This is a genomic window from Streptomyces marinisediminis, from assembly GCF_026262575.1.
In the GTDB taxonomy this organism is placed as follows: Bacteria; Actinomycetota; Actinomycetes; order Streptomycetales; family Streptomycetaceae; genus Streptomyces; species Streptomyces marinisediminis.
The window spans coordinates 67,734-92,925 of the sequence record NZ_JAPKFL010000007.1; the positions used below are offsets into that span (position 1 = coordinate 67,734).

Sequence of the window (25,192 nt, forward strand, 5' to 3'; positions counted from 1 at the left end):
GGGGCGATAGCCTGCCCCCATGACCAGCATGCTCTCCCGGGCCCGGGGCCGTCGCACCCGGACCGCCGCGGCCGCAGGCGCCGCCTGCCTCGCGCTCGTCGCGCTGTCCGCGTGTGAGAAGCCGACTCCCATGACGACGATCACCGTCGGCTCGGACAGCGTCCACTCCGAGGCCTCCTGCTACAACGGCGGCGAGAAGCTCGGCCAGGAGGACTTCGCCCGGTGCCTGAGCGAAGGCGACGGGCCGACCGAGTCGATCACGGTCACGCAGGGGGACACCCTGCGCCTGGGCGTGGAGCCGGAGATCGCCGAGCGCGGCTGGCAGGTGTGGCTGGAAGGCCAGCAGCCGGTCGCCGCCTACTCCGACTCCACCTACGAGACCATCGAGGCCGGACCGCTCATCAACGCCGTGGCCCAGACCACGGGCCAGGCGCCGGAGGAACTGCGGCTGGCCATCGTCGAGTCGGGCTCGGCCACCGACCCGGAGGCCGGCAGCTACGGCGTCTGGCAGTACACGCTGAACGTGAAGTAAGGGCGGCGTGCGGGCCCTGGTCGTCACCGCCGTCCCGCCCGAGCGGGACGCGGTGACCCGTGCCGCGGCGGCGCCGCCGGAGGTGGTGGAGCTGCCCGGCGGCGGGGTGCTGCACCGCGTGTCCCTGGGCGGTTGCGCGCTGGACGCGCTCGCCGCCGGGGTCGGCCCGGCGGCCGCGGCGGCCGGGACCGCCGTCGCGCTGACGGCGGCCGAGCTGGCCGGCGCCCCCTACGGCGCGGTGGTCTGCGCGGGCATCGGCGGGGGCTTCGGCGTCCCGCCCGGGCGCCCGGTGGTGGCCTCCGCGATCGTCGCCGCCGACCTCGGCGCCGAGACGGCCGAGGGCTTCCTGCCCGTGACGGAGCTGGGCTTCGGCGTGTGCGAGCACCGGCCGCCCCCGGCGCGGGCCCGCGCGCTGGCCGACGCGGTCGGCGCCGCGCTCGGCTCCGTGCTGACCGTCTCCACCGTCACCGGCACGGCGGCGGGCGCCGCCGAGCTGGTCCGGCGGCACCCGGACGCCGTCGCCGAGGCGATGGAGGGGTTCGGTGTGGCACAGGCCGCCGCCGGGTACGGCACCCCGGTGTTCGAACTGCGCGCCGTCTCCAACGCGGTCGGCCCCCGCGACCGCGCGGCGTGGCGCGTCCCGGAGGCGCTGACCGCGCTCACCGGGGCCTTCCGCGCCGCCATCCCCGTGCTGGAGGGCTGGACATGACCTCACCGCGTCCCGGCGGGCAGCCGCTGGCCGCCGCCTACTCCCCCTGCCCCAACGACACGTTCGTCTTCCACGCCTGGGCGCACGGCCTGGTGCCCGGGGCCCCGCCGCTCCAGGTGACGTTCGCGGACATCGACGTCACCAACGGCCTGGCCGAGCGCGGCGCCGACTGCCCCTTCGACGTCCTGAAGATCTCCTACGCCCAGCTCCCCTACGTCCTGGACGAGTTCGCCCTGCTGCCCGCGGGCGGGGCGCTGGGCCGGGGCTGCGGCCCGCTGGTGCTGACCCGCGAACCGGGCGCCGGGGCGGACCTGCGCGGCCGCACCGTCGCCGTGCCGAGCGAGCGCTCCACCGCCTACCTGCTGTTCCGGCTGTGGGCGGCGGCCGAGGTGCCCGGCGGGGTCGGCGAGATCGTGGTGCTGCCGTTCCACGAGATCATGCCCGCCGTGCGCGACGGCGAGGTCGACGCCGGGCTGGTCATCCACGAGGCCCGCTTCACCTACCCGCGCTACGGGCTGCACCAGCTCGCGGACATGGGCGAGCACTGGGAGCGCACGACGGGCCTGCCCATCCCGCTGGGCGCCATCGTCGCGCGCCGCTCGCTGGGCGCCGCGCGGCTGGCCGCGCTGGCCGGGGCGGCCGGTGCCTCGGTGCGGGCGGCCTGGGCCGACCCGGCCGCCTCGCGGTCCTACGTGCTGGAGCACGCGCAGGAGCTGGACCCGGACGTGGCGGACCGGCACATCGGGCTCTACGTCAACGAGTTCACCGCCGAGCTGGGCCTGGACGGGTACGCGGCCGTGGACGGGCTGCTGACACGGGCGGCGGCCGAGGGGCTCGTACCGCCGCTCGCACCGGACGCGCTGCAACTCCCGGGGTAGGCGCCCGCCCGGGCTCCCGGGCGGGCGGGGCGGCGTCAGAGCCCGGGGCGCGGCGGGGCGGCGTCAGACGTCCAGTTGGTCGGCCACGGCGCGCAGCATGCCCGCGATCTTGGCGCCGTGGGCCCGGTCCGGGTAGCGGCCGCGCTCGAGCTGCTGGGAGACGCCGTCGAGCAGCGTGGTGAGGTCCTGCACGATGGACGCCAGCTCGTCCGGCCTGCGGCGCTGCGCGGCGGCCACGGACGGGGCCGGGTCCAGCACGGTCAACGACAGCGCCTGGTCGCCGCGCTGCCCGGCGACGACGCCGAACTCCACCCGCTGCCCCGGCTTCAGCGCCGCGACCCCGTCGGGCAGCACCGAGGAGTGCACGAAGACGTCGCCGCCGTCGTCCCGGGAGAGGAAGCCGAAGCCCTTCTCGCTGTTGAACCACTTGACCTTGCCGGTAGGCACGTGACCGTCCTCGTCCTCGCACTCGTGGGGGCAGCCGAACGCGGCTCCCGGCTCTGCACACAGCACTCCGGCGGGCCGGGAGGGGCCCGCACGTCACAAGATTAATCTCCCCGCGCCCGGTGACAAGATGCCAGCGGACGGTGAGCGACGGCCGGGGCCGTGCACTGACCCACGCGTCCTACCCTGGACGGGTGAGCACTACACCAGTACCGCGCGGCTCCTCCGGCACCGCCGCCCCCGCGCCCGCGTCCGACACCGCGCCCGGCGGCCCCGCGCCCGGCGCCGCCTCAGGCCCGGGCGACGGCCGGCGGCCCGGCGACGCGCTGGTGCGCGTCGGTGGCGTCGTCTTCGCCGCCGGGGCGCTGGCCACCCTCGTCACCTTCGTCCCGTTCTTCCTGGGCACCGACCCCTTCCCGTCCTACGCCTACGCGCTGTCCATGCTGATGGGCGTCGGCTTCGCGCTGGCCGGCGCCGGGTTCTGGCGCGGGGTGCGGGCGCAGCGGCACGGGGTGCGCGCTCAGGCGGTGGCGGCGTCCGGCTCGCCCGGGTCGTCCGGCTCGTAGCCCGCCAGCCACCCGGCGAACGCGGTGAGGTCGTCCAGCACCACGTCGGCCCCGGCCGCCCGCAGCTCCTGGGGCGGGCACGGCCCGGTGGCCACGGCCACCGCGAGCGCTCCGGCCGCGTGCGCCCCGCGCACGTCCGCGGTGTGGTCGCCGACGTAGACGCCCGCCCGGTGCTCGCGCAGCGCCGTCGCCTTGGCCTCGGCCCACAGCCCGCCGTGCAGCGCGTCCGGCGCCAGCCCCAGGTGCGCCAGGTGCAGCTTGGCGTTCCCCTCGTGCTTGGCGGTGACGACCAGTGAGCGGCCCGCCCGCTCCCGCACCGCCGCGAGCGCCGCGTGCGCGCCGGGCAGCGCGGGCGTCGGCGCGATCGCGTGCTCGACGTACAGCGCCCGGTAGCGGTCGGCGACGGCCGGGACCTTGGGGGCCGGGAACCAGTGGGCCAGCTCGTGCTCCAGCGGCGGTCCGAGCCGGCTGACGGCCAGCGCGCTGTCGACGAAGACCCCGGTCTCGGCGGCGAGCGCGTCGTAGGTGACCTTGATCCCGGGCCGGGAGTCGATCAGCGTCATGTCGAGGTCGAAGCCGACGACGACCGGCCGGCGGGGTGTCTCGGGCATGCCTCCATTGTGGCACCGCGGCGTCGTGGCCCCGCGGCGTTGGCCGCCGCCCGCCGCGCCCGCCGCGCCCGGTGAGCCGCCCGGCGGGCGCCCCGGCTACGCCTCCTCCGCGAGTTCCGCGACGCCGGTGACGCGGTGGAGGGCGAAGGTGCGGACCTCGTCGGCGGTGTGGTCGTAGGCGGTCACGAACCCGCCCTCGACCCGGACCGGGTCGATGACGCGCTGGCTGGCGGCCCCCTCGGCGTTGACGTACCCCATCCACACCGGGGAGCCGGTGAGCACCGCCGACTGCATCGTGGCCAGCGTGTCCGCCGCCCCCGTCCGCGGCAGCCCGCCGGGCGGGGCGCCCCGGGCGCCTTGGGCGCCGGGGCGGGCCGCGGCGTGCGGGGCGGTGGCGGCCAGGTCGCCCGCGCGGACGGCGCGGACGGCGGCGGCCAGCAGCGTGTCGTCGGGCCGGGGCGGCCCCTCGGACACCGGCTCGGGGGCGGTGCGCGGCGGGGTGCGGTGGGCGGCGGCGCGCGCGATGAGCACGTCGCCGTCGGCGGACTCGGCGGCCGGAGCGTAGCCCATGGCGCGCAGGGTGGCCAGCAGCTCGGCCGGGTCCGCCTCGGCGGCCAGCACGGTGGGCGCGAGCAGGCGCGGGCGCAGCGGGGCGGAGCGCTTGTCGGCCAGGATCTCCGCGAGCAGCGCGTCGTCGTCGCACCGCACGTAGCTGGACGCCGCGCCCACCCGCAGCCTGCCGTGCCGCCGGGCGACGTCGTCCACCAGGTACGTCAGCGGCTGCGGCACCGGGGTGCGGGAGTGGGCGGCGAGGAAGGCGTGCACGTCGGCGGCGCTCTGCCCGGCGTCCAGGGCGCGCCGCACCGAGTCGGGCGTGAACCGGTACACGGTCGCGCCGCCCTTGGACTCGACGTCGGCGAGCATGCCGAGGGTGTCCGCCAGCGGGCGCCGCAGCGGGCCCGGGGCGACGGCGGTGAGGTCGGCCTGGAGCAGTACGTCGTCCAGGGGTTCGGGCAGCAGCGGCGCCAGCCCGTCCGCGGCGGACTCCACCGCGGCGGCGCGCTCCGCCCCCGTCCGGGCGGCGGGCAGCGGGCGCGCGTACGCGGCGAGCGCGCCGCGTCCGGTCACGCCCAGCAGCTCGGCCTCGCGCACGGTGGCCGCGCACAGCGCCGCGCGCAGCTCCTCGGAGGTGCGCAGCGGGCGCTCCCAGCGCAGCCGGGCCAGCAGGTCCGGCTCGTGCGGCGCGCCCCCGGCCGGGAGCGCGGCGAGCAGTTCGAGCACGTGGCGGCGCAGCACGGGCGCGGCGGTGCGGTCCAGACCGGGGCCGAGGGCGGCCAGGGTGCGCCCCCTGCCGTCGCGCGCACCGGCCAGGCCGGGGACGCGGGTGGCGGTCAGCCAGGCGGCGACCAGCGCGGCCCAGCGGTCCTGGGGCGGCTGGTCGAGCCAGGCGTCGGCGGCCGGGGTGGGCGCGTACCGCTCGTCGGTCTCGCCGTCGGAGGCCACCAGGCCGGCCGCGTAGGCCAGTTCGATCCAGAAGGCGGCGACGGGCTCGGGCAGGTCCAGCGCGGCGGCGGTGCGCTTGAGGTCGCGCACCCCGAGTCCGCCGGCGCGCAGCACGGGCGGCGGCGCGGCGCCCCAGGCGTCCAGCAGTTCGGCGACGGTGCCCAGGGCGGTGAACGCCTGCCCGGCCGCCGAGGCGTCCACGGTGGCGGGCCGGTGCTCGGCGCGGACGGGCACCGGCGGCGGGTCCGGCTCCAGCGCGCGGTGCGCGCGGCCGCCGCGCAGGTGCAGGGCCACCTCGCGGGGCAGCACGACGGTGGGCCCGCCGGCCGGCAGGAGCAGACCGCGGTCCAGCAGCCAGCGCACCGGGGGCGAGGGCGCCGCGCCGTCGCTCTCCGCGCCGAGGGTGCCGTAGGGCGGGCCCCAGACCAGCTTGGCGAGCACCTCGTGGGCGGCCCGCGGCGCCCGCGCGAGCAGGTCGGCCAGCCGCTCGCCGTCGGTGAACAGCTCGGTGAGGGCGGTCAGCGCGCTCACCGGGTCGTGCGTGGTGGGCAGGCCCGCGCTGGTCAGCAGCTCCTGGAGGCGGCCGGGGGAGGTGCCGGCCGCCGCCTCCGCCAGCGTCGGCCCGAGCCCCGTCGGGGAGGGGGCGGAGGGCCCGGCGGCGAGCAGTTCCCGCGCCGTGCGCACCAGGCGCGGCCGGTCCTTGGGGCCCCACACCAGCGCGCGGTCGCGCAGGGCGGCCAGCGCGCGGGGCAGCGCCCGCTCACCGCCGGGCAGCAGCGCGGCCAGCTCGGCGTACGGGCACGGATCGGGGGCGACGGCCAGCGCCTGCGCCGTCTGCAGGGTGAAGCGGTCCAGCCGCTCGACGGCGCGGGCCACGGAGGCGCGCGTCGCGGCGCGGGTGGCCAACTGCGTGAGGTCGCCGGGCACGGGCGTGAGCAGGTCGGGCCGGGCGAGCAGCAGCGTGCCCAGCGCGTCGTCGGGCCTGCCGCGCAGCTCCTCGGCCAGGGTGCGGGGCGCGCCGGTCTCACGGGTCATCCTTCAAACGGTACCGGGGCCGGGCGGCGGGGTACGGTCTTCGGGTGGGGATCGAAAGCGAGAAACTCGTCTTCGACTATCTGAGCCGGGTGGGTGACCTGGCGCAGCACACGACGCTGACGGCTGCCGAGAAGGCCCGCCTGGTCGGTGAGTTGCGGGCCGGCATCGAGCGGGCGCGGGCCGAGGGGAGCGCCGAGTCGGCCGCGGAGGTGCGGCGTCTGCTGCGGCGTTTCGGGCGGCCGGAGGAGGTCGTCGCGGCGGCCGACGCCGGGGAGGGGGTGCCGCGACCGCGGCCCGCCGAACCGGAGGGCCCGGGCGTGGGGCGGCTGCGCCGGCGCCGGGCGGGGCCGCCGCCTCCCGAGCCCGCGGCGCCGAGCGGTCCGACGCCGCCGCACCTGGTGGGCATGGACGAGCTGCCGCCGGAGGCCGCCGACCCGGAGTGGTGGCGCGGGGACCCCGCGCCGACGGTGCGGGCCAGCGGCGGGCACGTCGACGGGTTCGTCGGCGGGATCGAGATTCCGGAGATGCTGCTGCCGCCCTCCGGGGACGGCGAGTCGCCCACCCTCGTCCCGGACCAGGTCGCGCGCGGGGACGGGCCGGCGCCCGCGGTGGAGGCCGCGCCCGCGCTGGAGGCGGCGGCCGGGGACGCGCAGGCGCCCGCGGGACGGTTCGCCCGGCTGCGGAAGGCGGCGCTGGCGCGCGCGCTCCCGGGCCGGGGCGCGGCGCCCGGGGTGGTCCGGGTGGGCGGACCGGTGGAACTGCTGGCGGCGCTCGCGCTGGTGGCCGGTGCCGTGCTCGGCTCGCTGCCCGCGCTGGCCGCCGGGTGGCTGCTGGCGTGGTGGTCGCCCCGGCTGCCGGTGGCGGAGCGCAAGTGGGCGGTGCTGGGTATGCCGGGGCTGGTGGCGGGCGCGGTGCTGGTGTGGCTGTGGGGGCGGGCGGGCGGACGCTGGGGCGAGCCGATCGCCGAGGGCGGGATGCGCGAGGTGCTCGACGGGACGTACCCGTGGGTGGTGCGCGTCGCGGCCGTCGCCTCGGCGGCGTTCCTCCTGTGGCGCGCCCGCCGCCCGACCGGCGACTGACCCGGCCCGCCCCCGGACCGGAGCCGCGCGCCGGGCCCCGGGCGCGGACGCAGAGCCGCGGGGCCGGGCCGGTGGGCCGGGGCCGGTGGGTGCGGGCGGAGGCGGGGTCAGCCGTTGTCGCCGGCCCAGGCCAGTTCGTCGGAGTCTCCGGTGCCGTCCCAGGTGAGCGTGAGGCTCTCGCCGCCGCCGGACTTCTCCGCCGTCGCGGAGAACAGCTCCTCCGACCCCTCCTCGCCGCAGGACAGCGCGATGCGGAACGACGTTCCGTCGGCGTAGCCGAGTCCGCCGCACACGCCCTTGTCGCCGAAGTCGAGGTAGGCGACGGTGTTCTTGCCCGCGCCCTCGCCCGTGGTCAGCTCCTCGCCCACGGACATGGTCTTGATGTCCTCGGACTGCCAGGTGCCCATCCACTCGTCGGCGGCGGGCGCGGGGCCGGGGTCGGCGCCGTAGTCCTCGTCGTCCTGCGGGTCCCGGCCGTAGTCGAGGTCGTCGTCGATGTCCAGCGGCGACTCGCTGGGGGTGGGCTCCAGGTCGGGCCACGACCCGCCGGACCCGCTCGGCTCGGGGCCGGGGTCGGGGCTGCCCTCGGCGGCCACGTCCCCGCGCTCGCCGTCGGCCCCGCTGTTCAGCGCGATGACGACGCCGCCGCCCGCGAGGAGCACGACGGCCGCCGCCCCGCCGATGATCGCCGCCAGCTTGCCCTTCGACCTGCGCGGCGGCCCCGGCGGGGGCGGGAAGCCGCCGTAGGGGCCGGGCGCGGAGTAGGGGCCGGGGACGGCGTACGGGCCCGCCTGCTGCCCGCCGGGCTGCCCGGGGTAGCCGTACTGCGGCGCGCCCGGGGGCGGCTGGTAGGGCCCCGGCGGGGGCGGTTGCGCGGGCGGGCCGTACGGCGGCTGCTGCGCGCCCGGGCCGTCCTGCGGGGGCTGGCCGGGAGGCTGGGTCATCGGGTCACCTCGTGCGGGCCCGGCGGCAACACGGCCTCTCCCGCTCCCCGGTGTCCACGTCCCCCCGGAAAGGCCCCCGCAACCGCGGACCCGCCGCGTTGTTCGGTCCGTCTTCGGTCCACGGCGTGCGAGCGGGTGTCCCCTCATCATCCCCCACCGGGGGCGCCGCACTCCACTGGGCCGCCCGCGCCTCAGTCCAGCAGCGCCAGCGCCGCCGGGCCGAGTGCGCTGGCGCGGGTCCACCGGCGGGTGGCCAGGGCGACGACGGCGGTGCGGGTGGCCGGGCGGAAGCCGAGGAACGCCTCGTGGCCCAGCGTGCCGCCGGCGTGGCAGCGCACGGCGTCGGCGCCGTCGCCGTGGTGGTACCAGGTCAGCGTGTGCGTCTGGCGGCGGGTGACGCCGCGCACGAGCACGGGGCGGGACACGGCGCGCAGGGCGCCGGCCAGCGGGGCGGGGGCGCGCGCGGGGTCGAGGTGGGCCTCCAGGTAGCCCAGGAGGTCGTCCGGGGTGGCGCGGACGGCACCCGCGGGGGCGAATCCGGCCATGCGCAGCGGGGGCGCCGGGGTGCCGTCGCGGCGGTGCCCGGTGGCGTCCCGCCCGGCGGTGCCGGGGTGGAGCCCGGTGCCCCCCAGGCCCAGCGGGGCCAGGACGCGGTCGGTGAGCAGGTCGGCGTAGGCGGTGCCGCAGGTGTGGGCGAGCGCCTGGCCGAGCAGCGCGACGCCGAAGTTGGAGTACCACCAGCGGGTGCCGGGCCGGTGCCGGGGGCGGGCGCGGGCGAAGGCGGCCAGCAGCGCACCGGCGCCGTAGCGGGCGTAGGGGTTGGTGTGCCAGGCGGGGAGCGCCTGGCGCCAGAACGCGGCGTCGTGGGGCAGCCGGGGCAGCCCGGCGGTGTGGGTGGCCAGGTGGGCCAGGGTGATGGCGGCGCGGTGCCGGTGGGGGGCCGGGGGCCCGGGGAGGTGCGCGGTCACCGGGTCGCGCAGGCGCACGTGCCCGGCGTGCGCGAGGGCGGCCAGCAGCAGCACGGTGAAGGTCTTGGACGCCGAGCCGATCTCGTACCGCTGGTGCGCGCGGCCCTCGGGCGGCTCGGGCCCGGACCCGCCGGTGTGCGCGTACCGCTCGCCGTCCCGGCTGACGGCGAGGACGACGTCGGGCCCGTCCACCGCGCGGGCCGCCTCCCGCACCCGCGCGGCCCAGGCCGGGGTCATCCGGGGTCCGCCGACAGCGCCGACAGGGAGCGGGAGGTGGCCATCGCGGAGGCGAACGCGGCGACGAGGGTGGGGTGGTGGACGAGGTCGAACAGCCGCCCGGCGTCGTCGCAGGCGGGCAGCGCGCCCTCGGCGGGCATGGCCCCGCCGGCGTCCTGAGCGGCCGCGTACCGCTGCCACAGCCCCTCGTCCAGCGCCGGCTCGGGCAGGCAGGCGTCGACGACGAGGAGTTCGCCGAGGAGGTCCCAGTGGCCCAGGTCGGCCCAGTCGTGCAGCCAGGCCGGGAGCCACCGGGCGAGGTAGGCGGCCAGCTCGGGCGGCAGCCCGTCCGGGCGGGCGCCCCAGCGGGTGAGGTGGAAGACGGTGTGGGTGACGTCGTAGGTGATGTGGAAGCCGGCCGTCCACGGTTCGGGGGTGCGGCCGAGCCAGGTGCGCGCGGTGGCCTCGGCGATGTCGACGGACGGCGCGAGCCCGGCGCGCTGCTCGGTGACGGCCAGGCCGAGCCGTCGCACCGGGTGCATCTCCAGCGCCTGCCAGCCGGCGAGCCGGTGGGTGAGCGCGGCGGCCCGTTCGACCTGCGGGTTGCGGTGGCCCAGCTCCCGGAAGGGGGCGTAGAGCTCCAGCGGCATGGGGCTCAGCGGCTCGTCGCGCTGCATGCGCGCGAGCACGGTGCCGCCTTCGAGCACCTCGCCCCAGGCGAAGTCGACGAGCTGCCGCACGAGGGCGGCCTGCCGGCTGCCGGCGACGCCCTCGCGCAGCAGGGTGGCGCCGATCGTGGCCAGCTCGCCGACGGGCTTGAGCCGCGTGCGGTCCTCGGCGTCGCCCGGCCGGTCCTTCAGCCGGAACCCGTCGCGGTGGGCGGCCAGCCACTCCAGGGCGGCGACGCCGACCTCGTGCAGCAGGCGGGTGCGGTTCACCGGGCGCCTCCCACGGTGGCCCCGGCTCGCGGCGCGGGGTCGCCGCCCTCGCCGCCCGAGCCGCCGCGGGCGAGCGCGGCGGCGAAGGCGGCGACGAGGGTGGGGTGGCAGCACAGCCGGAACTCCGCCGCGTCGTCGGCGGGCGCGGGCGGGGCCTCGCCGTGTGGGACGAAGCGGCCGTCGGGTCCCTGCGCGGCGGCGTAGGCCCGCCACTCGGCGTGGGCGTGCAGCGGCTCGGGCAGGCAGGCGGCGACGGCCAGGAGCTCCCCGGCCAGGTCCCACAGCCGCTCCTCCAGGCAGGTGCCGAGCCAGGCGGGCAGCCACGCGGTGAGGTAGGCGGCGAGGTCCGCGGGCAGCGCCTCGGGCCGCGCGCCCCAGGCGGTGACGTGGAAGACGTGGTGGGTGGCGGCGTACCCGGCGGCCTGTTCGAAGGCCCACGGCTCGGGCAGCCCGCCGAGCCAGGTCCGCGCGGTGACCGGTGCGACCGGGTGGTCCGGGGCCAGGCCGAGCCGGTGCTCGGCGCGCAGCACGGCCAGCGCGCGGGTGGGTTCGCGCTCCCCGGCGCGCCAGCTCCGGGTGCCGGTGGTGACGCGCGCGAGGTCCTCGAACGCGGCGTGGCGGAAACCGGCGTCGGCGAACCCGGCGTACAGCTCCAGCGGGTAGCTGGCGTGCGGCTCGGCACTGGCCAGCGCGTGGAACAGGGCGCCGTCGCCGCTGGCCGCCCAGGCGTGGTCGAGCAGTCCGCGCGCGGTGGCGTGCGCGGGGTCGGCGGGGTCGGTGCGGCGCAGCACGGCGGCCATGAGCTGCGCGAGCTCGCCCAGCGGCTTGACGGCGGTGTTCGGGTCGGCGCGGTCGGCGGCGTCGGGGGGCGGGCGGAAGTGTTCGCGGTGCGCGTCCAGCCAGGCCAGCGCGGCGCGCAGCACGCCGGGGGCGGGGTGCGCGGTCACGGGGCGGCCTCCAGCAGCGTCCGCGCGGCGCGCACGTGCAGCCCGACGCGGGCGTCGCTCGCGCCGCCGAGGTGGTGCACGAAGGCGAGCCCGTTCGGCAGGCCCAGGGACGGCGGCACCCCGGGGACCAGCGCGAGCCAGCGGCCGAGCCCGGCGGCCTGCGCCCAGTCGCGGCGGCGCACGGCGCGCACGAAGCCCCGGGCCAGGTCGACGGGGCGCTTGACGGCGGCGGTGGCCAGCGCGGAGTCCACGCCGGGCAGCGCGAGGGAGGCGAGCTGGGAGAGGCGGAACGCGAGCCGGGGCCACGGCTCGTCCGCCGTCCACCCGGCGTCGGGCGCGGTGCCGGGCAGGCCGTCGCCGGTGAGGGTGCGCAGCGCGGCGTCCAGGCCCCAGTGGCTCCAGGCGGTGACGGCGGTGGCGTCCGCGCCGGGCGGGTAGGCGTCGCGGGCGGCGGTGGCCAGGGCCACGTCGTCGGGGTCGGGCGGGGTGCCGAGCAGCAGGGCGGGGGCGAGCACGTCGGCGCCCAGGACGCGGGCGGCGGCGACGAGCACCGGGTCGTCCGGCGTCCGCTCGACGGCGGCGGCCAGCGGGCCGGAGACCGCAGCCGCGGTCTCGGGGGCGGCCTCCGGCCCGGGGGACGCGGACGAGCGGCTGCCCCCGCCCGCGAGGGCGGAGGCAACCACTGCGGCGATGTTCTGGACCGCGTCCGGCAGCACGGAAGCGGCCCCGCTGGCATCACTCACGAGCCTGGAGTCACCCCTTCTTCGGCTTCGGTTCCGGGGGCGCGAGCAGCAGCAGCCCGGCGAGCAGCAGCAGGCCGCCGCACTCGCGGGAGTCGCGGTACACGCCCTCGGCCTCGGCCGAATTCAGCAGTGCGTCCACATCCGGGGTCAGCGCCTCGCGCGTGACGGGGGCCGTGGTCGGTTCGTTCAGGGGAAGCATAGGTTCAACTCCTTCACATATGCCCCTTTTGTTCCTACCGTTCCATTGAAGGCGCTTTCGTCACATGCGCAACACGGGGGCGGGATGCGGGACCATGGGGTGCGGCGGGCGGGGAGCCGGCGTCCGCCGCCGAGGAACCTGGAGGCCCGTGTGTCCTGCCTGATCGTCCAGAGCGACAAGACGCTGCTGCTCGAAGTCGACCACGAGGGAGCGGAGGCGTGCCGCCGCGCCATCGCGCCGTTCGCGGAGCTGGAGCGGGCGCCCGAGCACATCCACACCTACCGGGTCACGCCGCTGGGCCTGTGGAACGCGCGGGCGGCCGGACACGACGCGGAGCAGGTCGTGGACGCCCTGGTGACGTACTCGCGCTACCCGGTGCCGCACTCGCTGCTCGTGGACGTCGCCGAGACCATGGACCGCTACGGGCGCCTCACCCTCTCCCGGGACCCGGCGCACGGACTGGTGCTGCGGACCACCGACCGGCCGGTGCTGGAGGAGGTGCTGCGCGCCAAGCGGATCATGCCGCTGGTGGGCGCGCGGATCGACGAGGACACCGTCGTCGTCCACCCCTCCGAGCGGGGCCAGATCAAGCAGGCGCTGCTCAAGCTCGGCTGGCCCGCCGAGGACCTGGCCGGCTACATCGACGGCGAGGCCCACCCCATCGCGCTGCGCGAGGACGACTGGGCGCTGCGCCCGTACCAGCGGCAGGCCGTCGAGGGGTTCTGGCACGGCGGCTCCGGCGTCGTCGTCCTGCCCTGCGGCGCGGGCAAGACGCTGGTGGGCGCGGGCGCGATGGCGCGGGCCGAGGCGACGACGCTGATCCTGGTCACCAACACCGTCTCCGCGCGGCAGTGGAAGAGCGAGCTGGTGCGCCGCACCTCGCTGACCGAGGACGAGATCGGCGAGTACAGCGGGACGAAGAAGGAGATCCGCCCGGTCACCATCGCCACCTACCAGGTCCTCACGACGAAGCGGAAGGGCGTCTACCCGCACCTGGAGCTGTTCGACTCCCGGGACTGGGGCCTGATCGTCTACGACGAGGTGCACCTGCTGCCCGCGCCCGTCTTCAAGTTCACCGCCGACCTCCAGGCGCGCCGCCGCCTCGGCCTGACGGCCACCCTGGTGCGCGAGGACGGCCGCGAGTCCGACGTCTTCTCCCTCATCGGCCCCAAGCGGTTCGACGCGCCGTGGAAGGAGATCGAGGCCCAGGGGTACATCGCCCCGGCCGACTGCGTGGAGGTCCGCGTCAGCCTCACCGACTCCGAGCGGCTGGCCTACGCCACCGCGGAGCCGGAGGAGAAGTACCGCTTCTGCGCCACCACGCCGTCCAAACTGGCGGTGACCGAGTCCCTGGTGCGCCGCCACTCCGGCGACCAGACCCTGGTCATCGGCCAGTACATCGACCAGCTCGACGAGCTCGGCGAACGGCTGGGCGCCCCCGTGATCAAGGGCGAGACGAGCAACACCCAGCGCGAGAAGCTGTTCGACGCCTTCCGCTCCGGGGAGCTGTCGGTCCTCGTCGTCTCCAAGGTCGCCAACTTCTCCATCGATCTGCCGGAGGCGACGGTCGCCATCCAGGTCTCCGGCACGTTCGGCTCCCGCCAGGAGGAGGCCCAGCGCCTGGGCCGGGTGCTGCGCCCCAAGGCCGACGGGCACGAGGCGCGCTTCTACTCCGTCGTCGCCCGCGACACCGTCGACCAGGACTTCGCCGCCCACCGCCAGCGCTTCCTGGCCGAGCAGGGGTACGCGTACCGCATCGTCGACGCGACGGATCTGCCGGAGGAGGAGGCGGCGTAGTCCGCGGCCCGCGGGCGGCGCGCTTCCCGGGGCGCCGGGGCGGCCGGCCCCTCCGCGCGCCCGCACCGCCCAGCGACCGCCCACCCGGCGCGCGGGGAGGCGCACGCCGGGGGCGGCCTCACCCCGCGAGCGCCGTCGGCAGCGGGGCGGCGTGGACGACCGTCAGGGCGGAGACCGCGCGGGTGAGGCAGACGTACAGGCGGCGCAGGCCCGTGCGGTCGTCCGGCTCGCCGTCGACGACGGCCGCCGGCTCGTCCAGCACCACCGCGTCGTACTCCAGGCCCTTGGCCAGCGAGGCGGGCACGAGGGTGAGACGGACCTCGGCGGTCGTCTCCTCGCCGGGGGCCAGGAACGGCAGCCCCGCGGCGTTCAGGGCGGCCGTCAGCTCCGGCAGGCGGGCGTCGGCGGCGATGAGGCCGACGGAGCCCTCGCGGGCGAGCGCGGCCCGGCACGCGGCCACCGCCCCGGCCGTCGGCTCCGGCACCCGGCGCACCGCGAAGTCGCCCGGCGAGGTGCGCACCGACGTCGCCGGGGCCAGCTCCGGCGCGATGGCCGGCAGCAGGCGTGCGGCGTAGGCGATGACCTCGCGCGGCACGCGGAAGCCCCGGGTCAGCTCCGCCACCACCGCCTCCGGCTTGCCCAGGTGGCGCAGGGCCTCCGCCCAGGACGCGGTGGCCCACGGCGTCGTGCCCTGGGCGAGATCGCCGAGCACCGTCGCCGACCCGGTGGCGCAGCGGCGGCCCACCGCGCGGTACTGCATCGGCGAGAGGTCCTGCGCCTCGTCCAGCACGACGTGGCCCAGCGAGGGCGTGCGCGTCACCAGGTCCATGGCCTCGTCCACGAGCACCGTGTCGGCCACCGTCCAGGGCGCCGTGCGCACGCCGCGCGCGGGCCGGTCCCACAGCACGGCCTTCTGTTCCTCGGCGGTCAGCAGTCCGGCGGCGTGCGCGGCGAGGAAGTCGGCGTCGGACAGCAGGCGCAGCACCAGCTTCGCCGGGTCCACCGGCGGCCAGCACGCCTTCACCGCGGCCTTGACGGCGGCGCTGCGGGCGACGGCGTCCTGCACCCGGTCGTCCGGGGCCTCGCCGGAGCGCTCCATGCGCACCAGCACCGCGTGCGCGATGCGCTGCGGCAGGGCCTCGCGCGCGGCGCCGTACCGCAGGCCGCGCGCCAGCAGCTCCTCGACGAGCTCGGCGAGCTCGTGCGCCGGGACGCGCCAGCGCCGGGAGCCGCGCACGACGACGCACGGCTCGGTGGGCGCCGACACCTGGGCCCGCAGCGCGCGGCGCAGCACCCGGGCCATGCGCGCGTCGCCCTTGAGCGCCGCCGCCCCGGCGTCGTCGGTCCCGCGCACCGGCACGTGGGCGGTCAGCTCGTCCACCGTCGCCTGGCGCACGTGCAGCTCACCGAGGGCGGGCAGCACCTGCTCGATGTAGCGCAGGAACGAGGCGTTCGGACCGAGCACCAGCGTCCCCGACCGGGCCAGCCGCTCGCGGTGCGCGTACAGCAGGTAGGCCACCCGGTGCAGGCCGACCGCCGTCTTCCCGGTGCCGGGCGCGCCCTGCACGCACACGGTGCCCTCGACGCCGGCGCGCACGATCTCGTCCTGCTCGGGCTGGATGGTGGCGACGATGTCGCGCATCGGGCCGACGCGGGGGCGTTCGATCTCCCGCTGGAGCAGCGCGCTGTCGCTCCCGCGGGCCGCCTCGCGCGGGTCGGCCAGGTGCTCGTCCTCGTACGCGGTCAGCTCGCCGCCGGTGTAGCCGAAGCGGCGGCGCAGCGCGACGCCCCGCGGGTCGCGGGGCGAGGCGCGGTAGAACGGCTGGGAGACGGGGGCGCGCCAGTCGACGACCATGGGCTCGCCCGTGGCGTCGTGCACGTGGCGGCGGCCGATGTAGTACCGGCTGCCGGCGTACCGGCCGGGACCGGAGCCCGCCGCGGCCCGGCCGTCCGTGGGGTGCGCGGGGCCCGGGCTCTCCGCCGGGCCGGGATCGTCCGCGTAGTCGAGGCGGCCGAAGAACAGCGGGGTGCCGGCCAGGTCGGCGAGCGCGGTGACGCGCGCCTCCATCTCGGCCTCCAGCACGGACGCGTTGACCCAGTTGGCGGCGACGTCGGTGAGGTCGAGGGCCTGGACGTCCTCGCGCATCGTGCGCAGCGCGGCGCGGGACGCGGCGAGGTGGGCCCGCTCGCGGTCGAGCGGGCCGTGGGCAGGGGCGGGCACGGCGGGTCCTTCCGGGGGTCTGCTGCGGGGCCGCGCGGGGCGGCACGGAACGGGCGGCCGGTGCCGACCGGCCGCGGTCCTCCCCGGAGCGACGCCGGGAGGCGGCAAGGCGCGCGAGTGTACCCGCGCCGACTCCTCGGCGGCGACCGGATTTCTCCGCCCCGTCACCCGCGCGGCGGGCGGACGTCCCCCGCCCCGCCGGACGGCCCGTCCCGGCCGTGCGGACGCGCGCGGTCGCGGGGCGCGCGGTCGCGGGGCGTACGGACCGGCCCCGCGGACCGGGCACGCGGGCCCGGGCGAGCGCCCGGCGGGTCAGGGCAGGCGGGTCAGGGCAGGTGGGTCAGGGCAGGTGGGCGTGGGGGGCGCCGGGGTCGGCGCCGTCGTCGCAGACCAGCAGGAGGAGCGCGGCCCGCTCCTCACTCAGTGAGCGGACCTTGTGCGGCGTCGTGGCCTTGAAGTAGACGGAGTCACCCGGCCCGAGCTCGATGGCGCGGTTGCCCAGGAGCAGTTCGGCGCGCCCGGCGTGGACGAAGAGGAACTCCTCGCCGGGGTGGTCGCGGAAGGGCGTGGAGTCGTTGGTGTGCGGCGGGTGGAGCATGAACGGGGTCATCCGCTTGGTGCTGGCCTGGAGGGCGATGCCCTCGTAGCGCGAGCCGGGCTCGTGCTCGCTCGTCAGCGGCTGCCGCTCCCCCGCCCGCGTCACGGTGACGTCCGCGAGCTGTTCGGAGTCGACGAACAGGGTGTCCAGCGGGACCCCGAGGGCGCGGGCCAGGGCGGCGCTGACGGCGATCGACGGCGTGCTCTGCCCCCGTTCGACCTTGGACAGATAGCTCTTGGTCACTCCGGCGCGCACGGCGAGGACCTCCAGCGTCATCAACCGCTCCTTGCGCAACTGCCGTACCCGACTGATCACCGCTCGTGCCCCTTCACGCCGCCCCGCCGCCCGTGGCAGCGGACTGGGAATCCTAGTACCCGCTCCCCGCGCTCCGGCCGGGTGCTCCGCGCGCCCCCTTCCACTCGGGAAACCTTGTGTCATATAGTGCACAGTGTTTCCCGGCGGTGCACCCGCACCGCCGACCGGAACGTGCCGGAACCACCGGACGGAGAGAGCGGACATGGCGACCACGCCCACGACACTCGACGACACGAAGGACGCGCTGTACGGCCGCGCCGAGCGGCAGATGCGCGAGCACTTCGGCGACTCGGAGCTGACCACCCGACAGAAGCTGGCCCTCACCTGCCGCAGCCTGTTCGACGGCGGTCACGACTCCGGGCTCGCCGGACAGATCACCGCCCGGGCGCAGCGGCCGGGCACCTACTACACCCAGCGGCTGGGCCTGGGGTTCGACGAGATCACCGAGGACAACCTGCTCCTGGTGGACGAGGACCTGAACGTGCTGGAGGGGGACGGCATGGCCAACCCCGCCAACCGCTTCCACACCTGGATCTACCGGGCGCGCGAGGACGTCAACTGCATCATCCACACGCACTCGCTGCACACGGCGGCGCTCGCCATGCTGGAGGTGCCCCTCGTCGTCTCCCAGATGGACACCACGCCCCTGTACGACGACTGCGCCTTCCTCAAGGACTGGCCCGGGGTCCCCGTCGGCAACGAGGAGGGCGAGATCATCTCGGCGGCGCTCGGCGACAAGCGGGCGATCCTGCTCGCCCACCACGGCCAGCTCGTCACCGGCGGCACCGTGGAGGAGGCGTGCCACCTGGCCCACCTCATCGAGCGGGCCGCCCGGCTGCAACTCCTGGCCATGGCGGCGGGCACGCTCCAGCCCCTGCCGCCGGAGCTGGCGCGCGAGGCCCACGACTGGACCTCCAGCGACCGCCGCAACAAGGCGAACTTCGCCTACCACGCGCGCCGGGCCCTGCGCGCGCACCCCGACTGCGTGGCCGAAGGGACGACCGTCTGATGTCCACTCCTCCCCTGGCAGGCATCATCGCCTACCCCGTCACCCCCTTCTCGCCGGACTCCGGCGAGCTCGACCTGGCCGCGCTGCACCGGCTCACCGACGACCTGACGCGCGCGGGCAGCCACGCCGTCGCCCCCCTGGGCAGCACGGGCGAGAGCGCCTACCTGCGCGAGACCGAGTGGGACGCCGTCTGCGAGACCGTGCTGAACAGCGTGGCCGGACGCGTGCCGACGCTCGTCGGCGTCTCGCACTGGAGCACGGAGACCACCGTGCGGCGGGCCCGCTACGCCGCCCGGCACGGGGCCCGCGCGATCATGGTGCTGGCGCAGACCTACTGGAAGCTGACCGGCCCGGAGCTGGAGCGGCACTTCGCCACCGTGGCCGCCGCGACCGACCTGCCCGTGATGCTCTACAACAACCCCGGGACCAGCGGCGTCGACCTGGTGCCGGAGACCGTCGTCGCCCTGGCCCGGAAGATCCCCAACCTGACGATGGTCAAGGAGAGCTCCGGGGACGTCGCGCGGTTCCCCGCCCTGATCGAGCGGTCCGAGGGGGCGCTGTCGGTCTACAACGGCAACAACCCCGTCGCGCTCGACGCGTTCCGGGCCGGGGCGGCCGGCTGGTGCACCGCGGCCCCCTGCCTGCTGCCCCGCTGGTGCCTGGAGCTGTACGCCGCCGTGCGCGGCGGCGCGGACCAGCGGGCCGACACCCTGCTGGCGGAGCTGCTGCCCTTCCTGCGGCTCATCGTCGACCACGGCCTGCCCCGGGCCGTCAAGGCGGGCCTGGAACTGCAGGGCAGGCCCGTCGGCCCGCCCCGGCCCCCGCTGCTGCCGCTGCCGGACGCCGAGACCCGGCGCCTGGCCGAGCTGCTGCGGAAGCTGGAGTCCCACCCGCTGCTGGACGACCCGGCCCCCGGCGCCCCGTCCGGCGGGCGCTGAGGGCACACCGCCCGGCGGCCCGGGGCGCGGCGTGGCCGCGCCCCGGGCCCCACCCCCGCACGTCCGCCGGCGAAACCCGAGAAGCCCGAGGAGCCCGAGGAGCCCGCCATGCCACCGCCCGCCCCGCCCCGCGACCGCGCTCCGGCCCCCACCGACGGGGGTCTGCTGCTGCGCCGGACGCTGCGGCGCCACGCCTCCGGGGTCACGATCGTCACCGTGCCCGGCCCCGCGGGGTTCACCGCCACCTCGTTCACCTCGCTGTCCCTGCGGCCGCCCCTGGTCTCCTTCTGCGTGGCCTCGGCGTCCTCGGCGGCCGAGGCCGTCGCGTCGGCGGACCGCTTCGCCGTCCACCTCCTGGGGGCGGACGACGCCGAGCTGGCCGAGCGCTTCGCCCGCGGCGGGGCCGACCGGTTCGCGGGCACGGGCGTCCGGGAGACCGACGGCCTGCCCGTCCTCACCGGGGTCCCGGCCTGGCTCACCGCGCACGTCGTCGGCCGGCGGCGGGCGGGCGACCACTGCCTGGTCATCGGCGAGGTCCGCGCCGGCGGCGTCCGGGAGGAGGCGCCCGCGCTGGTGCGCACCGCCGGCGCCTACGCCACGACGGCCCCGCTGCCGCCCGCCCCGCCCCGGCCCTGACCCCAGCGTGCCGCGCACCCGGTCGGCCCCCGCGCCCGCCGGGCCCCCCGTGGCCCCACCCACGCCGCACCGCGCCCGCCGGGCCCCGCCCGGCGAGCGCACACCGTGGACTCCGCGTCCCACGTCCCCCACCCCGCAGACCCACGCCTCGCAGACCGCGCCTCGCAGACCCGCGCACCCAGCTCCCGCGCCCAGGACCGCGCGCCGGGCCCCGCGCACGGCAACCCCGCGCACGGCAACCCCGCGCACGCCCCGACGCCGCGCGCGCGGTCCGGAGAGGCGTCGGGGCGTCTACTACCCCGGGGAGCGTGGGGGCGCACGTCGGGTTGGGGCCCTTTGGCCCATGCGCGCGGGACGAGCGCCGCGCATGCTGGAGTCATGAACACCGCACCCGTCTCCCCGACCACGGGCGGACCGGGTGGCGGCGGACCGCAGCCGGGCACGGAACGCCTCCCGGGCGCCACCGCCGCGAGCCCCGGCCACGCCCACCCCCGGCACCGCCTGGGCAACGCCCTGCGCGCCGCCCGCGTCTTCGCCGAAGCGGCCTTCGACGTGGCCGTGCTCGGCGACCCGGCCGCGACCCCGACGACCCACCGCCGCGCGGCCTGATCCGGCGCCGGACCCGGCCGCCCGCCGCGCCGACACCGGGCGCGTGACACCCCGCCCGCCGCCTCACCCCCCGCCCCGGCGCGCGGCCGTGCGCGCTACGCGTCGAGGCTGGCGCGCCAGCGCTCGACCGCGGGCGCGGACACCGGCGTCGACCAGCCGTTCAGCCGCGCCGCGCCTCCGATGTGGAAGGCGTCCAGGCCCGCCTGACGCAGCGCCGGGACGTGGCCCAGGTTCAGCCCGCCGCCGGCCATGATGCGGGCCTCGTACCCCACGTCGCCCGCCGCGGCCCGGGCCGCCTCGCCGCACAGCACGTGCAGCCCGGCGCCGACGCCCTCGGCCGTCCCGGCCGTCAGCACCGTGTCCAGGCCGGGCAGCTCCGCGATCGCCTTGCGCAGTGCGGTGCGGTCGGTGGCGTGGTCCAGGGCGCGGTGGAACGTCCACGTGCAGCCGTCCAGCTCCCGCAGGAGCGCGTCCAGCGCGGCCAGGTCGGGGCCGCCGCTCGGGTCGAGGAAGCCGAGGACGAACTCCGTCGCCCCCGCCGCCCGCAGCTCCCGGGCCCGCGCGCACAGGGCGGCCAGCGCCTCCGGGTCCCCCGCGGCGAAGCCGCTCGTGGCGCGCAGCATCACCCGCACCGGCAGGTCCACCGCCGCGCGCACGGCGCTGAAGGTCTCCACCGACGGCGTGAGTCCGTCCGCCGACATGTCGGTGACCAGTTCGAGGCGGTCCGCCCCGCCCGCCTCCGCCGCCACGGCGTCCTCCGCGTCGAGCGCGATCACCTCAAGAATTGGTCTAGACATATGGCTCAGGGTGCCACACCCGCACAGGTCCCGGTACCCCGCGCCCCACAATGGGGGTATGGCCGCCCCAGACCCGTCCGAAAACGCTCTCCTCCAGCGCTGGCACGCCGCGCTCACCCGCGCCCGCGGCCACGCGCCGGGGCCCGATCCGGAGCCCTACGGCCGCGACCTGCTCGCCCGCTGGGCCGAGCCGCACCGCCGCTACCACACCACCGGCCACCTGCTGGCCGTCCTGGACCGCGTGGACGCGCTCGCCCGCCACGCGGCCGACCCCGACGCCGTCCGGCTCGCCGCCTGGTTCCACGACGCGGTCTACCGCCCCGACCGCAGCGAGAACGAGGAGCGCAGCGCGGCGCTGGCGCAGCGCGCGCTGCCCGAGGCCGGGGTCGGCGCGCGGCGCACCGCCGAGGTCGTGCGCCTGGTCCGCCTCACCGCCACCCACGACCCGGCCGACGGCGACACCGACGGCGCGACCCTGTGCGACGCCGACCTCGCCGTGCTGGCCGGGTCCCCCGAGGAGTACGCCGCCTACGCCGCCGCGGTCCGCGCCGAGTACGCCTTCGTCCCCGAGGACGCCTTCGCCGTCGGCCGCGCCGCCGTCCTGCGCCACCTCCTGGACCTGCCCCGCCTCTTCCACACCCCGCACGGCACCGCCGCCTGGGAGCGGCCGGCGCGGCACAACCTCCGCACCGAACTGGCCCTGCTCGCCGGGCGCGGCTGACGCCCGGCTCCCGGCCCGGGCGGCGCGGCGCACGTTCCCGAAAGGGCGCGTTTCGGCCACGCGAAAACGGCATTCCGGGTGGCACCCTCGAACGTATGGATCTTCTCGACGCGTTTGACCGGGCTCACCGGACGTTCGACCAGCGGGTGCACCAGGTGGGGGACGACCAGTGGTCGGCGGCCACGCCGTGCGGGGAGTGGGACGTGCGGGACGTCGTCAACCACGTGACCAGCGAGCACCTGTGGGCCCCGTGGCTGCTGCGCGGCGCGACGCTGGCGGAGGTCGGCGACCGGTTCGACGGCGACGTGCTCGGCTCCGACCCGGTGGGCGCGTGGGCGCAGGCCGCGTCCGCGTCCCGGCCCGCGTTCCACCGGCCGGGCGCGCTGGCGGGCACGGTGAACACCTCCGGCGGGCCCTCCCCGGCCGAGGAGTACGCGTGGCAGATGACGCTGGACCTGGCCGTGCACGGCTGGGACGTCGCCCGGGGCACCGGCTCCGGCGACCGCTTCGACCCGGAGCTGGCGGAGGCCCTCCACGCGCGCTTCCGCGACCGCATCCCGCAGTGGCAGGACGCGGGCGTCTTCGCCCCGCCCGTCGACACCCCCGCCAACGCCCCGGCCCAGGACCGCCTGATCGCCCTCACCGGCCGCCGCCCGTGACCGGGCCCGCAGGGCCGCGCCGCGACGCCTCCGGGTCGACGCGCCCCCGCGGGGCCGTCGATCCCACCGGGACGCCGGACCCGGCGCGTCAGGGGTGGTCGAGGGGGTGGGCCAGGGCGCGGTCGGCCAGGCCGGCGCGGACGGCGGCGGCGGCCGTGCTGGCGGGTTTGCGGTGCGCCTGGGCGCGGAAACAGGCGAGGAACTCCTCGGGGAACCCCGGGCGCGGGTGGCGCGCCAGCACGTCGGCGGTGAGGGCGGCGGGCAGCGCGTCCAGCCCGTGCCCGGTGACGTCCACGGAGGTGCCGCGCTCCAGCAGGTGGCCCTCGACGTCCCGGGCCGGGTCGACGGCGTCCGCCATGTGCCGCTCGATGACCTCGGCGAGCCGCCTGCGCCGCTCCGGCGGCCACCCGGCGCCCGCGGCGAAGACCCAGGCGACGTGTCCGCCGGTCTCGGCGAAGTCCACCGTGTGGCTGTCGAACTCCGGGACGAGCCCGAGGTCGTGCAGCAGGGCGGCGACGTAGAGGAGTTCGGCGTCGAAGGCCAGCCCCTCGGCGCTGCCCAGCGCCGCCGCCCACAGGTAGGACCGCTCGCAGTGGCCCAGCAGGGCCGCGGAGCAGTAGGCCCGGGCCACCTCGCGCGCGGCCACGCACGGCGCGGTGTGGGGGACGACGAGCGTGTCGGGCATCTGCCTGCCTATCCGGAGTCCAGCGGGGCGCGGACGCGCCGTGGCAGAAGCGTAACGCCGCGTTCCGCTCCGCCCCGCCGTGACCTGCCGTGCCCGGCCGTGCCCGGCCGTGACCCGCCGCGTACGGCCACCGCGTCCGCCCTGCCGGACAGCGGCAGCCCGACGACGCCACCCGCCACGCCTGCCACCCCCGGCCCCACCGGGCGGGCCGGGATGGCCGGGGTGGCAGCCGCCGGGGCTGCGCCCACCGCGCACGGTGTCGCAGCGGTGGGCACCCGCGACGCCCTGCGCGCTCGTCGGCGCGGCGCGCGTCGGTGGGCCGGGGAGACCCGGGCGGACCCCTCGCCGTGCTACCGGTCGGTAGGCCATGATGGCCGGGCGGAACCGGCGAAGCGGCGAGCGCGGAGGTACGGATGACCGGCACCACCAGGCCCGACGGGCCCAGCGACCCCAGCGACCCCACCAGGTCCACCAGGCCCACCCGGCCCACCCGGCCCACCACGGTGCACGTGTTCGGGGACGACGCGCTGGGCGAGCACGACGCCGTCGGGCTGGCGGAGGCGCTGCGGAAGGGGGAGGTCGGCGCGCGGGAGGTGGCACGGGCGGCGGCCGAGCGGCTCCGGGCGGCCGACGCGCACCTGCACGCGGTGCGCGGGCCCGTGGGGCAGGCGGCGCCCGGCGGTCCCGGGGCGTTCGCGGGCGTGCCCACGCTGGTCAAGGACAACACCGACCTCCAGGGCCTGCCCACCGGGCACGGCAGCGCCGCGTTCGTGCCGCGCCCGGCCCGACGGCACGCGGCGTTCACCCGGCAGCTCCTGAGCACCGGCGTCACCGTGCTGGGCAAGACCCGGCTCCCGGAGTTCGGGTTCAACGCCACCACGGAGTTCGAACACGAGGAACCGGTGCGCAACCCGTGGAACACCGCGTTCTCGGCCGGGGGCTCCTCCGGCGGCAGCGCGGCACTGGTGGCCGCGGGCGCGGTCCCGCTGGCGCACGCCAACGACGGCGGCGGCTCCATCCGCATCCCGGCCGCGTGCTGCGGTCTGGTCGGGCTGAAGCCGACCCGGGGGCGGCTGGTGCCGAACGCGCTGGGCCGCAAGCTGCCGATCGACCTCGTCACCGACGGCGTCGTCAGCCGCACGGTGCGGGACACCGCCGCCTTCCTCGCCGCCGCGGAGGCGCACTGGCGCAACCCGAAGTTGCCGCCGCTGGGCCTGGTGGAAGGCCCGGACACCCGGCGCAGGCTGCGCGTGGGCCTGCTGCTGGACTCACCCGCGCAGGTGACGACGGACGCGGCCACCCGGGCGGCCGTCGCGGACACCGCGGCCACCCTGGAGAAGCTCGGCCACACCGTCGAGCCCGTGCGCGTCCCCCTGGACGAGCGGTTCACCGAGGACTTCCTCACCTACTGGGGCCTGCTCGCCTTCCTGGCCGGCGCGACGGGCAGGACGCTGTCGCGGGACTTCGACCGGCACCGGATGGACGGGCTGAGCCGGGGCCTGCGCGCGCACTACCTCCAGCGCGTCCGGCACACCCCGGGCGTGCTGCGCAGGCTGCGCCGCGCCCGGTTCCCGCTGGCCGCCGCGTTCCGCGGTCTGGACGTCGTCCTCTCCCCCGTGCTGGCGACGACGACGCCGCTCCTGGGCCACCTCAGCCCGGCGGTGCCGTACGGCACGCTGATGGAGCGCACCCTGCGGTACGTCGCCTTCACGCCGCTGAACAACGTCGTCGGTACCCCGGCGGTGTCCGTACCGGCCCGGACGACGACGGACGACGGGCTGCCCATCGGCGTCATGTTCTCCGGCCGCCCGGGCGACGAGCGCACCCTGCTGGAGGTGGCGTTCGCGCTGGAGGCGGAGGGGGGTTGGCCGCGCGTGCGGGAGGCGGGGGCGTGA

The 25,192-nt window shown here is 77.7% G+C and carries 26 protein-coding genes; 13 read left to right on the plus strand and 13 right to left on the minus strand.

The window, feature by feature from the left end:
- Positions 1–19 precede the first annotated feature (19 nt).
- From OSB71_RS07845 to OSB71_RS07855, 3 genes are read left to right on the plus strand one after another with little or no spacing between them, the layout of a single operon-like run.
- Positions 20–532, plus strand: coding sequence for a DUF2771 domain-containing protein (locus tag OSB71_RS07845; RefSeq protein ID WP_265945726.1), 513 nt, complete (start codon positions 20–22; stop codon positions 530–532).
- A 7-nt stretch (positions 533–539) separates the two neighbouring features.
- The gene (locus OSB71_RS07850; RefSeq protein ID WP_265945728.1) at positions 540–1,241 is read left to right on the plus strand and encodes a futalosine hydrolase; all 702 of its coding nucleotides are present in this window, start codon (positions 540–542) and stop codon (positions 1,239–1,241) included.
- On the plus strand, positions 1,238–2,119 hold the full coding sequence (locus OSB71_RS07855) for a 1,4-dihydroxy-6-naphtoate synthase (RefSeq protein ID WP_265945730.1): 882 nt from the start codon (positions 1,238–1,240) through the stop codon (positions 2,117–2,119). Before OSB71_RS07850 ends, OSB71_RS07855 begins: the two co-directional genes overlap by 4 nt.
- Before the next feature lie 63 nt (positions 2,120–2,182).
- Here OSB71_RS07855 and OSB71_RS24460 read toward each other — a convergent pair whose 3' ends face one another.
- On the minus strand, positions 2,183–2,566 hold the full coding sequence (locus OSB71_RS24460; RefSeq protein ID WP_323055257.1) for a cold-shock protein: 384 nt from the start codon (positions 2,564–2,566) through the stop codon (positions 2,183–2,185).
- A gap of 191 nt (positions 2,567–2,757) precedes the next feature.
- Here OSB71_RS24460 and OSB71_RS24595 point away from each other — a divergent pair, with 191 nt between their 5' ends.
- Positions 2,758–3,129: a hypothetical protein gene (locus OSB71_RS24595; RefSeq protein ID WP_416237216.1), complete on the plus strand. Its 372-nt coding sequence runs from the start codon at positions 2,758–2,760 to the stop codon at positions 3,127–3,129.
- Here the strand turns inward: OSB71_RS24595 and OSB71_RS07870 are convergent.
- Together OSB71_RS07870 and OSB71_RS07875 are read right to left on the minus strand one after the other, a co-directional pair.
- Positions 3,084–3,740, minus strand: coding sequence for an HAD family hydrolase (locus tag OSB71_RS07870; RefSeq protein WP_265945732.1), 657 nt, complete (start codon positions 3,738–3,740; stop codon positions 3,084–3,086). The two genes, OSB71_RS24595 and OSB71_RS07870, sit on opposite strands and share 46 nt — an antisense overlap.
- 96 nt (positions 3,741–3,836) lie before the next feature.
- Positions 3,837–6,278 (minus strand): helicase C-terminal domain-containing protein, encoded by a 2,442-nt coding sequence (locus OSB71_RS07875; RefSeq protein ID WP_265945734.1) that lies wholly within the window; start codon positions 6,276–6,278, stop codon positions 3,837–3,839.
- 44 nt (positions 6,279–6,322) lie between these two features.
- On the opposite strand from OSB71_RS07875, the gene OSB71_RS07880 reads away from it, so the two are divergent.
- Positions 6,323–7,357: a hypothetical protein gene (locus OSB71_RS07880; RefSeq protein WP_265945736.1), complete on the plus strand. Its 1,035-nt coding sequence runs from the start codon at positions 6,323–6,325 to the stop codon at positions 7,355–7,357.
- Between the two features lie 107 nt (positions 7,358–7,464).
- Here the strand turns inward: OSB71_RS07880 and OSB71_RS07885 are convergent, their stop codons facing one another.
- The 6 genes from OSB71_RS07885 to OSB71_RS07910 form a co-directional block, all read right to left on the minus strand.
- Positions 7,465–8,301: a hypothetical protein gene (locus OSB71_RS07885; protein WP_265945738.1), complete on the minus strand. Its 837-nt coding sequence runs from the start codon at positions 8,299–8,301 to the stop codon at positions 7,465–7,467.
- Between the two features lie 191 nt (positions 8,302–8,492).
- Positions 8,493–9,506: a serine hydrolase domain-containing protein gene (locus OSB71_RS07890; protein ID WP_265945740.1), complete on the minus strand. Its 1,014-nt coding sequence runs from the start codon at positions 9,504–9,506 to the stop codon at positions 8,493–8,495.
- Entirely contained in the window at positions 9,503–10,423 is a 921-nt protein-coding gene (locus OSB71_RS07895; protein WP_265945742.1) for a DUF6895 family protein, read from the minus strand. The genes OSB71_RS07890 and OSB71_RS07895 overlap by 4 nt, the downstream gene beginning before the upstream one ends.
- Complete coding sequence (locus OSB71_RS07900; RefSeq protein WP_265945743.1) at positions 10,420–11,370, minus strand: DUF6895 family protein; 951 nt, start codon at positions 11,368–11,370, stop codon at positions 10,420–10,422. Before OSB71_RS07900 ends, OSB71_RS07895 begins: the two co-directional genes overlap by 4 nt.
- The gene (locus OSB71_RS07905) at positions 11,367–12,113 is read right to left on the minus strand and encodes a hypothetical protein (RefSeq protein WP_265945745.1); all 747 of its coding nucleotides are present in this window, start codon (positions 12,111–12,113) and stop codon (positions 11,367–11,369) included. Before OSB71_RS07905 ends, OSB71_RS07900 begins: the two co-directional genes overlap by 4 nt.
- A gap of 10 nt (positions 12,114–12,123) precedes the next feature.
- Positions 12,124–12,312 carry a hypothetical protein gene (locus OSB71_RS07910; protein ID WP_265945747.1) on the minus strand — a complete coding sequence of 63 codons (189 nt, stop codon included), beginning with the start codon at positions 12,310–12,312 and terminating at the stop codon, positions 12,124–12,126.
- A 150-nt stretch (positions 12,313–12,462) separates the two neighbouring features.
- Between OSB71_RS07910 and OSB71_RS07915 the strand changes: the two genes are divergently transcribed.
- Positions 12,463–14,109: a DNA repair helicase XPB gene (locus OSB71_RS07915; protein WP_265945749.1), complete on the plus strand. Its 1,647-nt coding sequence runs from the start codon at positions 12,463–12,465 to the stop codon at positions 14,107–14,109.
- 118 nt (positions 14,110–14,227) lie between these two features.
- On the opposite strand, the gene OSB71_RS07920 is transcribed toward OSB71_RS07915, so the two are convergent.
- Together OSB71_RS07920 and OSB71_RS07925 are read right to left on the minus strand one after the other, a co-directional pair.
- Positions 14,228–16,330: a HelD family protein gene (locus OSB71_RS07920; protein ID WP_265945751.1), complete on the minus strand. Its 2,103-nt coding sequence runs from the start codon at positions 16,328–16,330 to the stop codon at positions 14,228–14,230.
- Between the two features lie 340 nt (positions 16,331–16,670).
- Positions 16,671–17,243, minus strand: a complete 573-nt coding sequence (locus OSB71_RS07925; protein ID WP_265945753.1) for a helix-turn-helix domain-containing protein — start codon at positions 17,241–17,243, stop codon at positions 16,671–16,673.
- Positions 17,244–17,445: 202 nt separating this feature from the next.
- On the opposite strand from OSB71_RS07925, the gene OSB71_RS07930 reads away from it, so the two are divergent.
- From OSB71_RS07930 to OSB71_RS07945, 4 genes are all read left to right on the plus strand, one after another.
- Positions 17,446–18,252 (plus strand): aldolase, encoded by an 807-nt coding sequence (locus tag OSB71_RS07930; RefSeq protein ID WP_265945755.1) that lies wholly within the window; start codon positions 17,446–17,448, stop codon positions 18,250–18,252.
- Entirely contained in the window at positions 18,252–19,190 is a 939-nt protein-coding gene (locus OSB71_RS07935; protein WP_265945757.1) for a dihydrodipicolinate synthase family protein, read from the plus strand. The genes OSB71_RS07930 and OSB71_RS07935 overlap by 1 nt, the downstream gene beginning before the upstream one ends.
- A gap of 108 nt (positions 19,191–19,298) precedes the next feature.
- A complete protein-coding gene (locus OSB71_RS07940; protein WP_265945759.1) occupies positions 19,299–19,826 on the plus strand; it encodes a flavin reductase family protein in 528 nt (175 codons plus the stop codon).
- 378 nt (positions 19,827–20,204) lie between these two features.
- Entirely contained in the window at positions 20,205–20,435 is a 231-nt protein-coding gene (locus OSB71_RS07945; protein ID WP_265945761.1) for a hypothetical protein, read from the plus strand.
- 95 nt (positions 20,436–20,530) lie between these two features.
- On the opposite strand, the gene OSB71_RS07950 is transcribed toward OSB71_RS07945, so the two are convergent.
- Positions 20,531–21,232 (minus strand): copper homeostasis protein CutC, encoded by a 702-nt coding sequence (locus OSB71_RS07950; RefSeq protein ID WP_265945763.1) that lies wholly within the window; start codon positions 21,230–21,232, stop codon positions 20,531–20,533.
- A 58-nt stretch (positions 21,233–21,290) separates the two neighbouring features.
- Between OSB71_RS07950 and OSB71_RS07955 the strand changes: the two genes are divergently transcribed.
- Both OSB71_RS07955 and OSB71_RS07960 read left to right on the plus strand, forming a co-directional pair.
- The gene (locus OSB71_RS07955; RefSeq protein ID WP_265945765.1) at positions 21,291–21,953 is read left to right on the plus strand and encodes an HD domain-containing protein; all 663 of its coding nucleotides are present in this window, start codon (positions 21,291–21,293) and stop codon (positions 21,951–21,953) included.
- Positions 21,954–22,048: 95 nt separating this feature from the next.
- The gene (locus OSB71_RS07960; RefSeq protein WP_265945766.1) at positions 22,049–22,612 is read left to right on the plus strand and encodes a TIGR03086 family metal-binding protein; all 564 of its coding nucleotides are present in this window, start codon (positions 22,049–22,051) and stop codon (positions 22,610–22,612) included.
- 88 nt (positions 22,613–22,700) lie between these two features.
- Here the strand turns inward: OSB71_RS07960 and OSB71_RS07965 are convergent, their stop codons facing one another.
- Positions 22,701–23,297 (minus strand): HD domain-containing protein, encoded by a 597-nt coding sequence (locus OSB71_RS07965; RefSeq protein WP_265945768.1) that lies wholly within the window; start codon positions 23,295–23,297, stop codon positions 22,701–22,703.
- Between the two features lie 413 nt (positions 23,298–23,710).
- On the opposite strand from OSB71_RS07965, the gene OSB71_RS07970 reads away from it, so the two are divergent.
- Complete coding sequence (locus tag OSB71_RS07970) at positions 23,711–25,192, plus strand: amidase (protein WP_265945770.1); 1,482 nt, start codon at positions 23,711–23,713, stop codon at positions 25,190–25,192.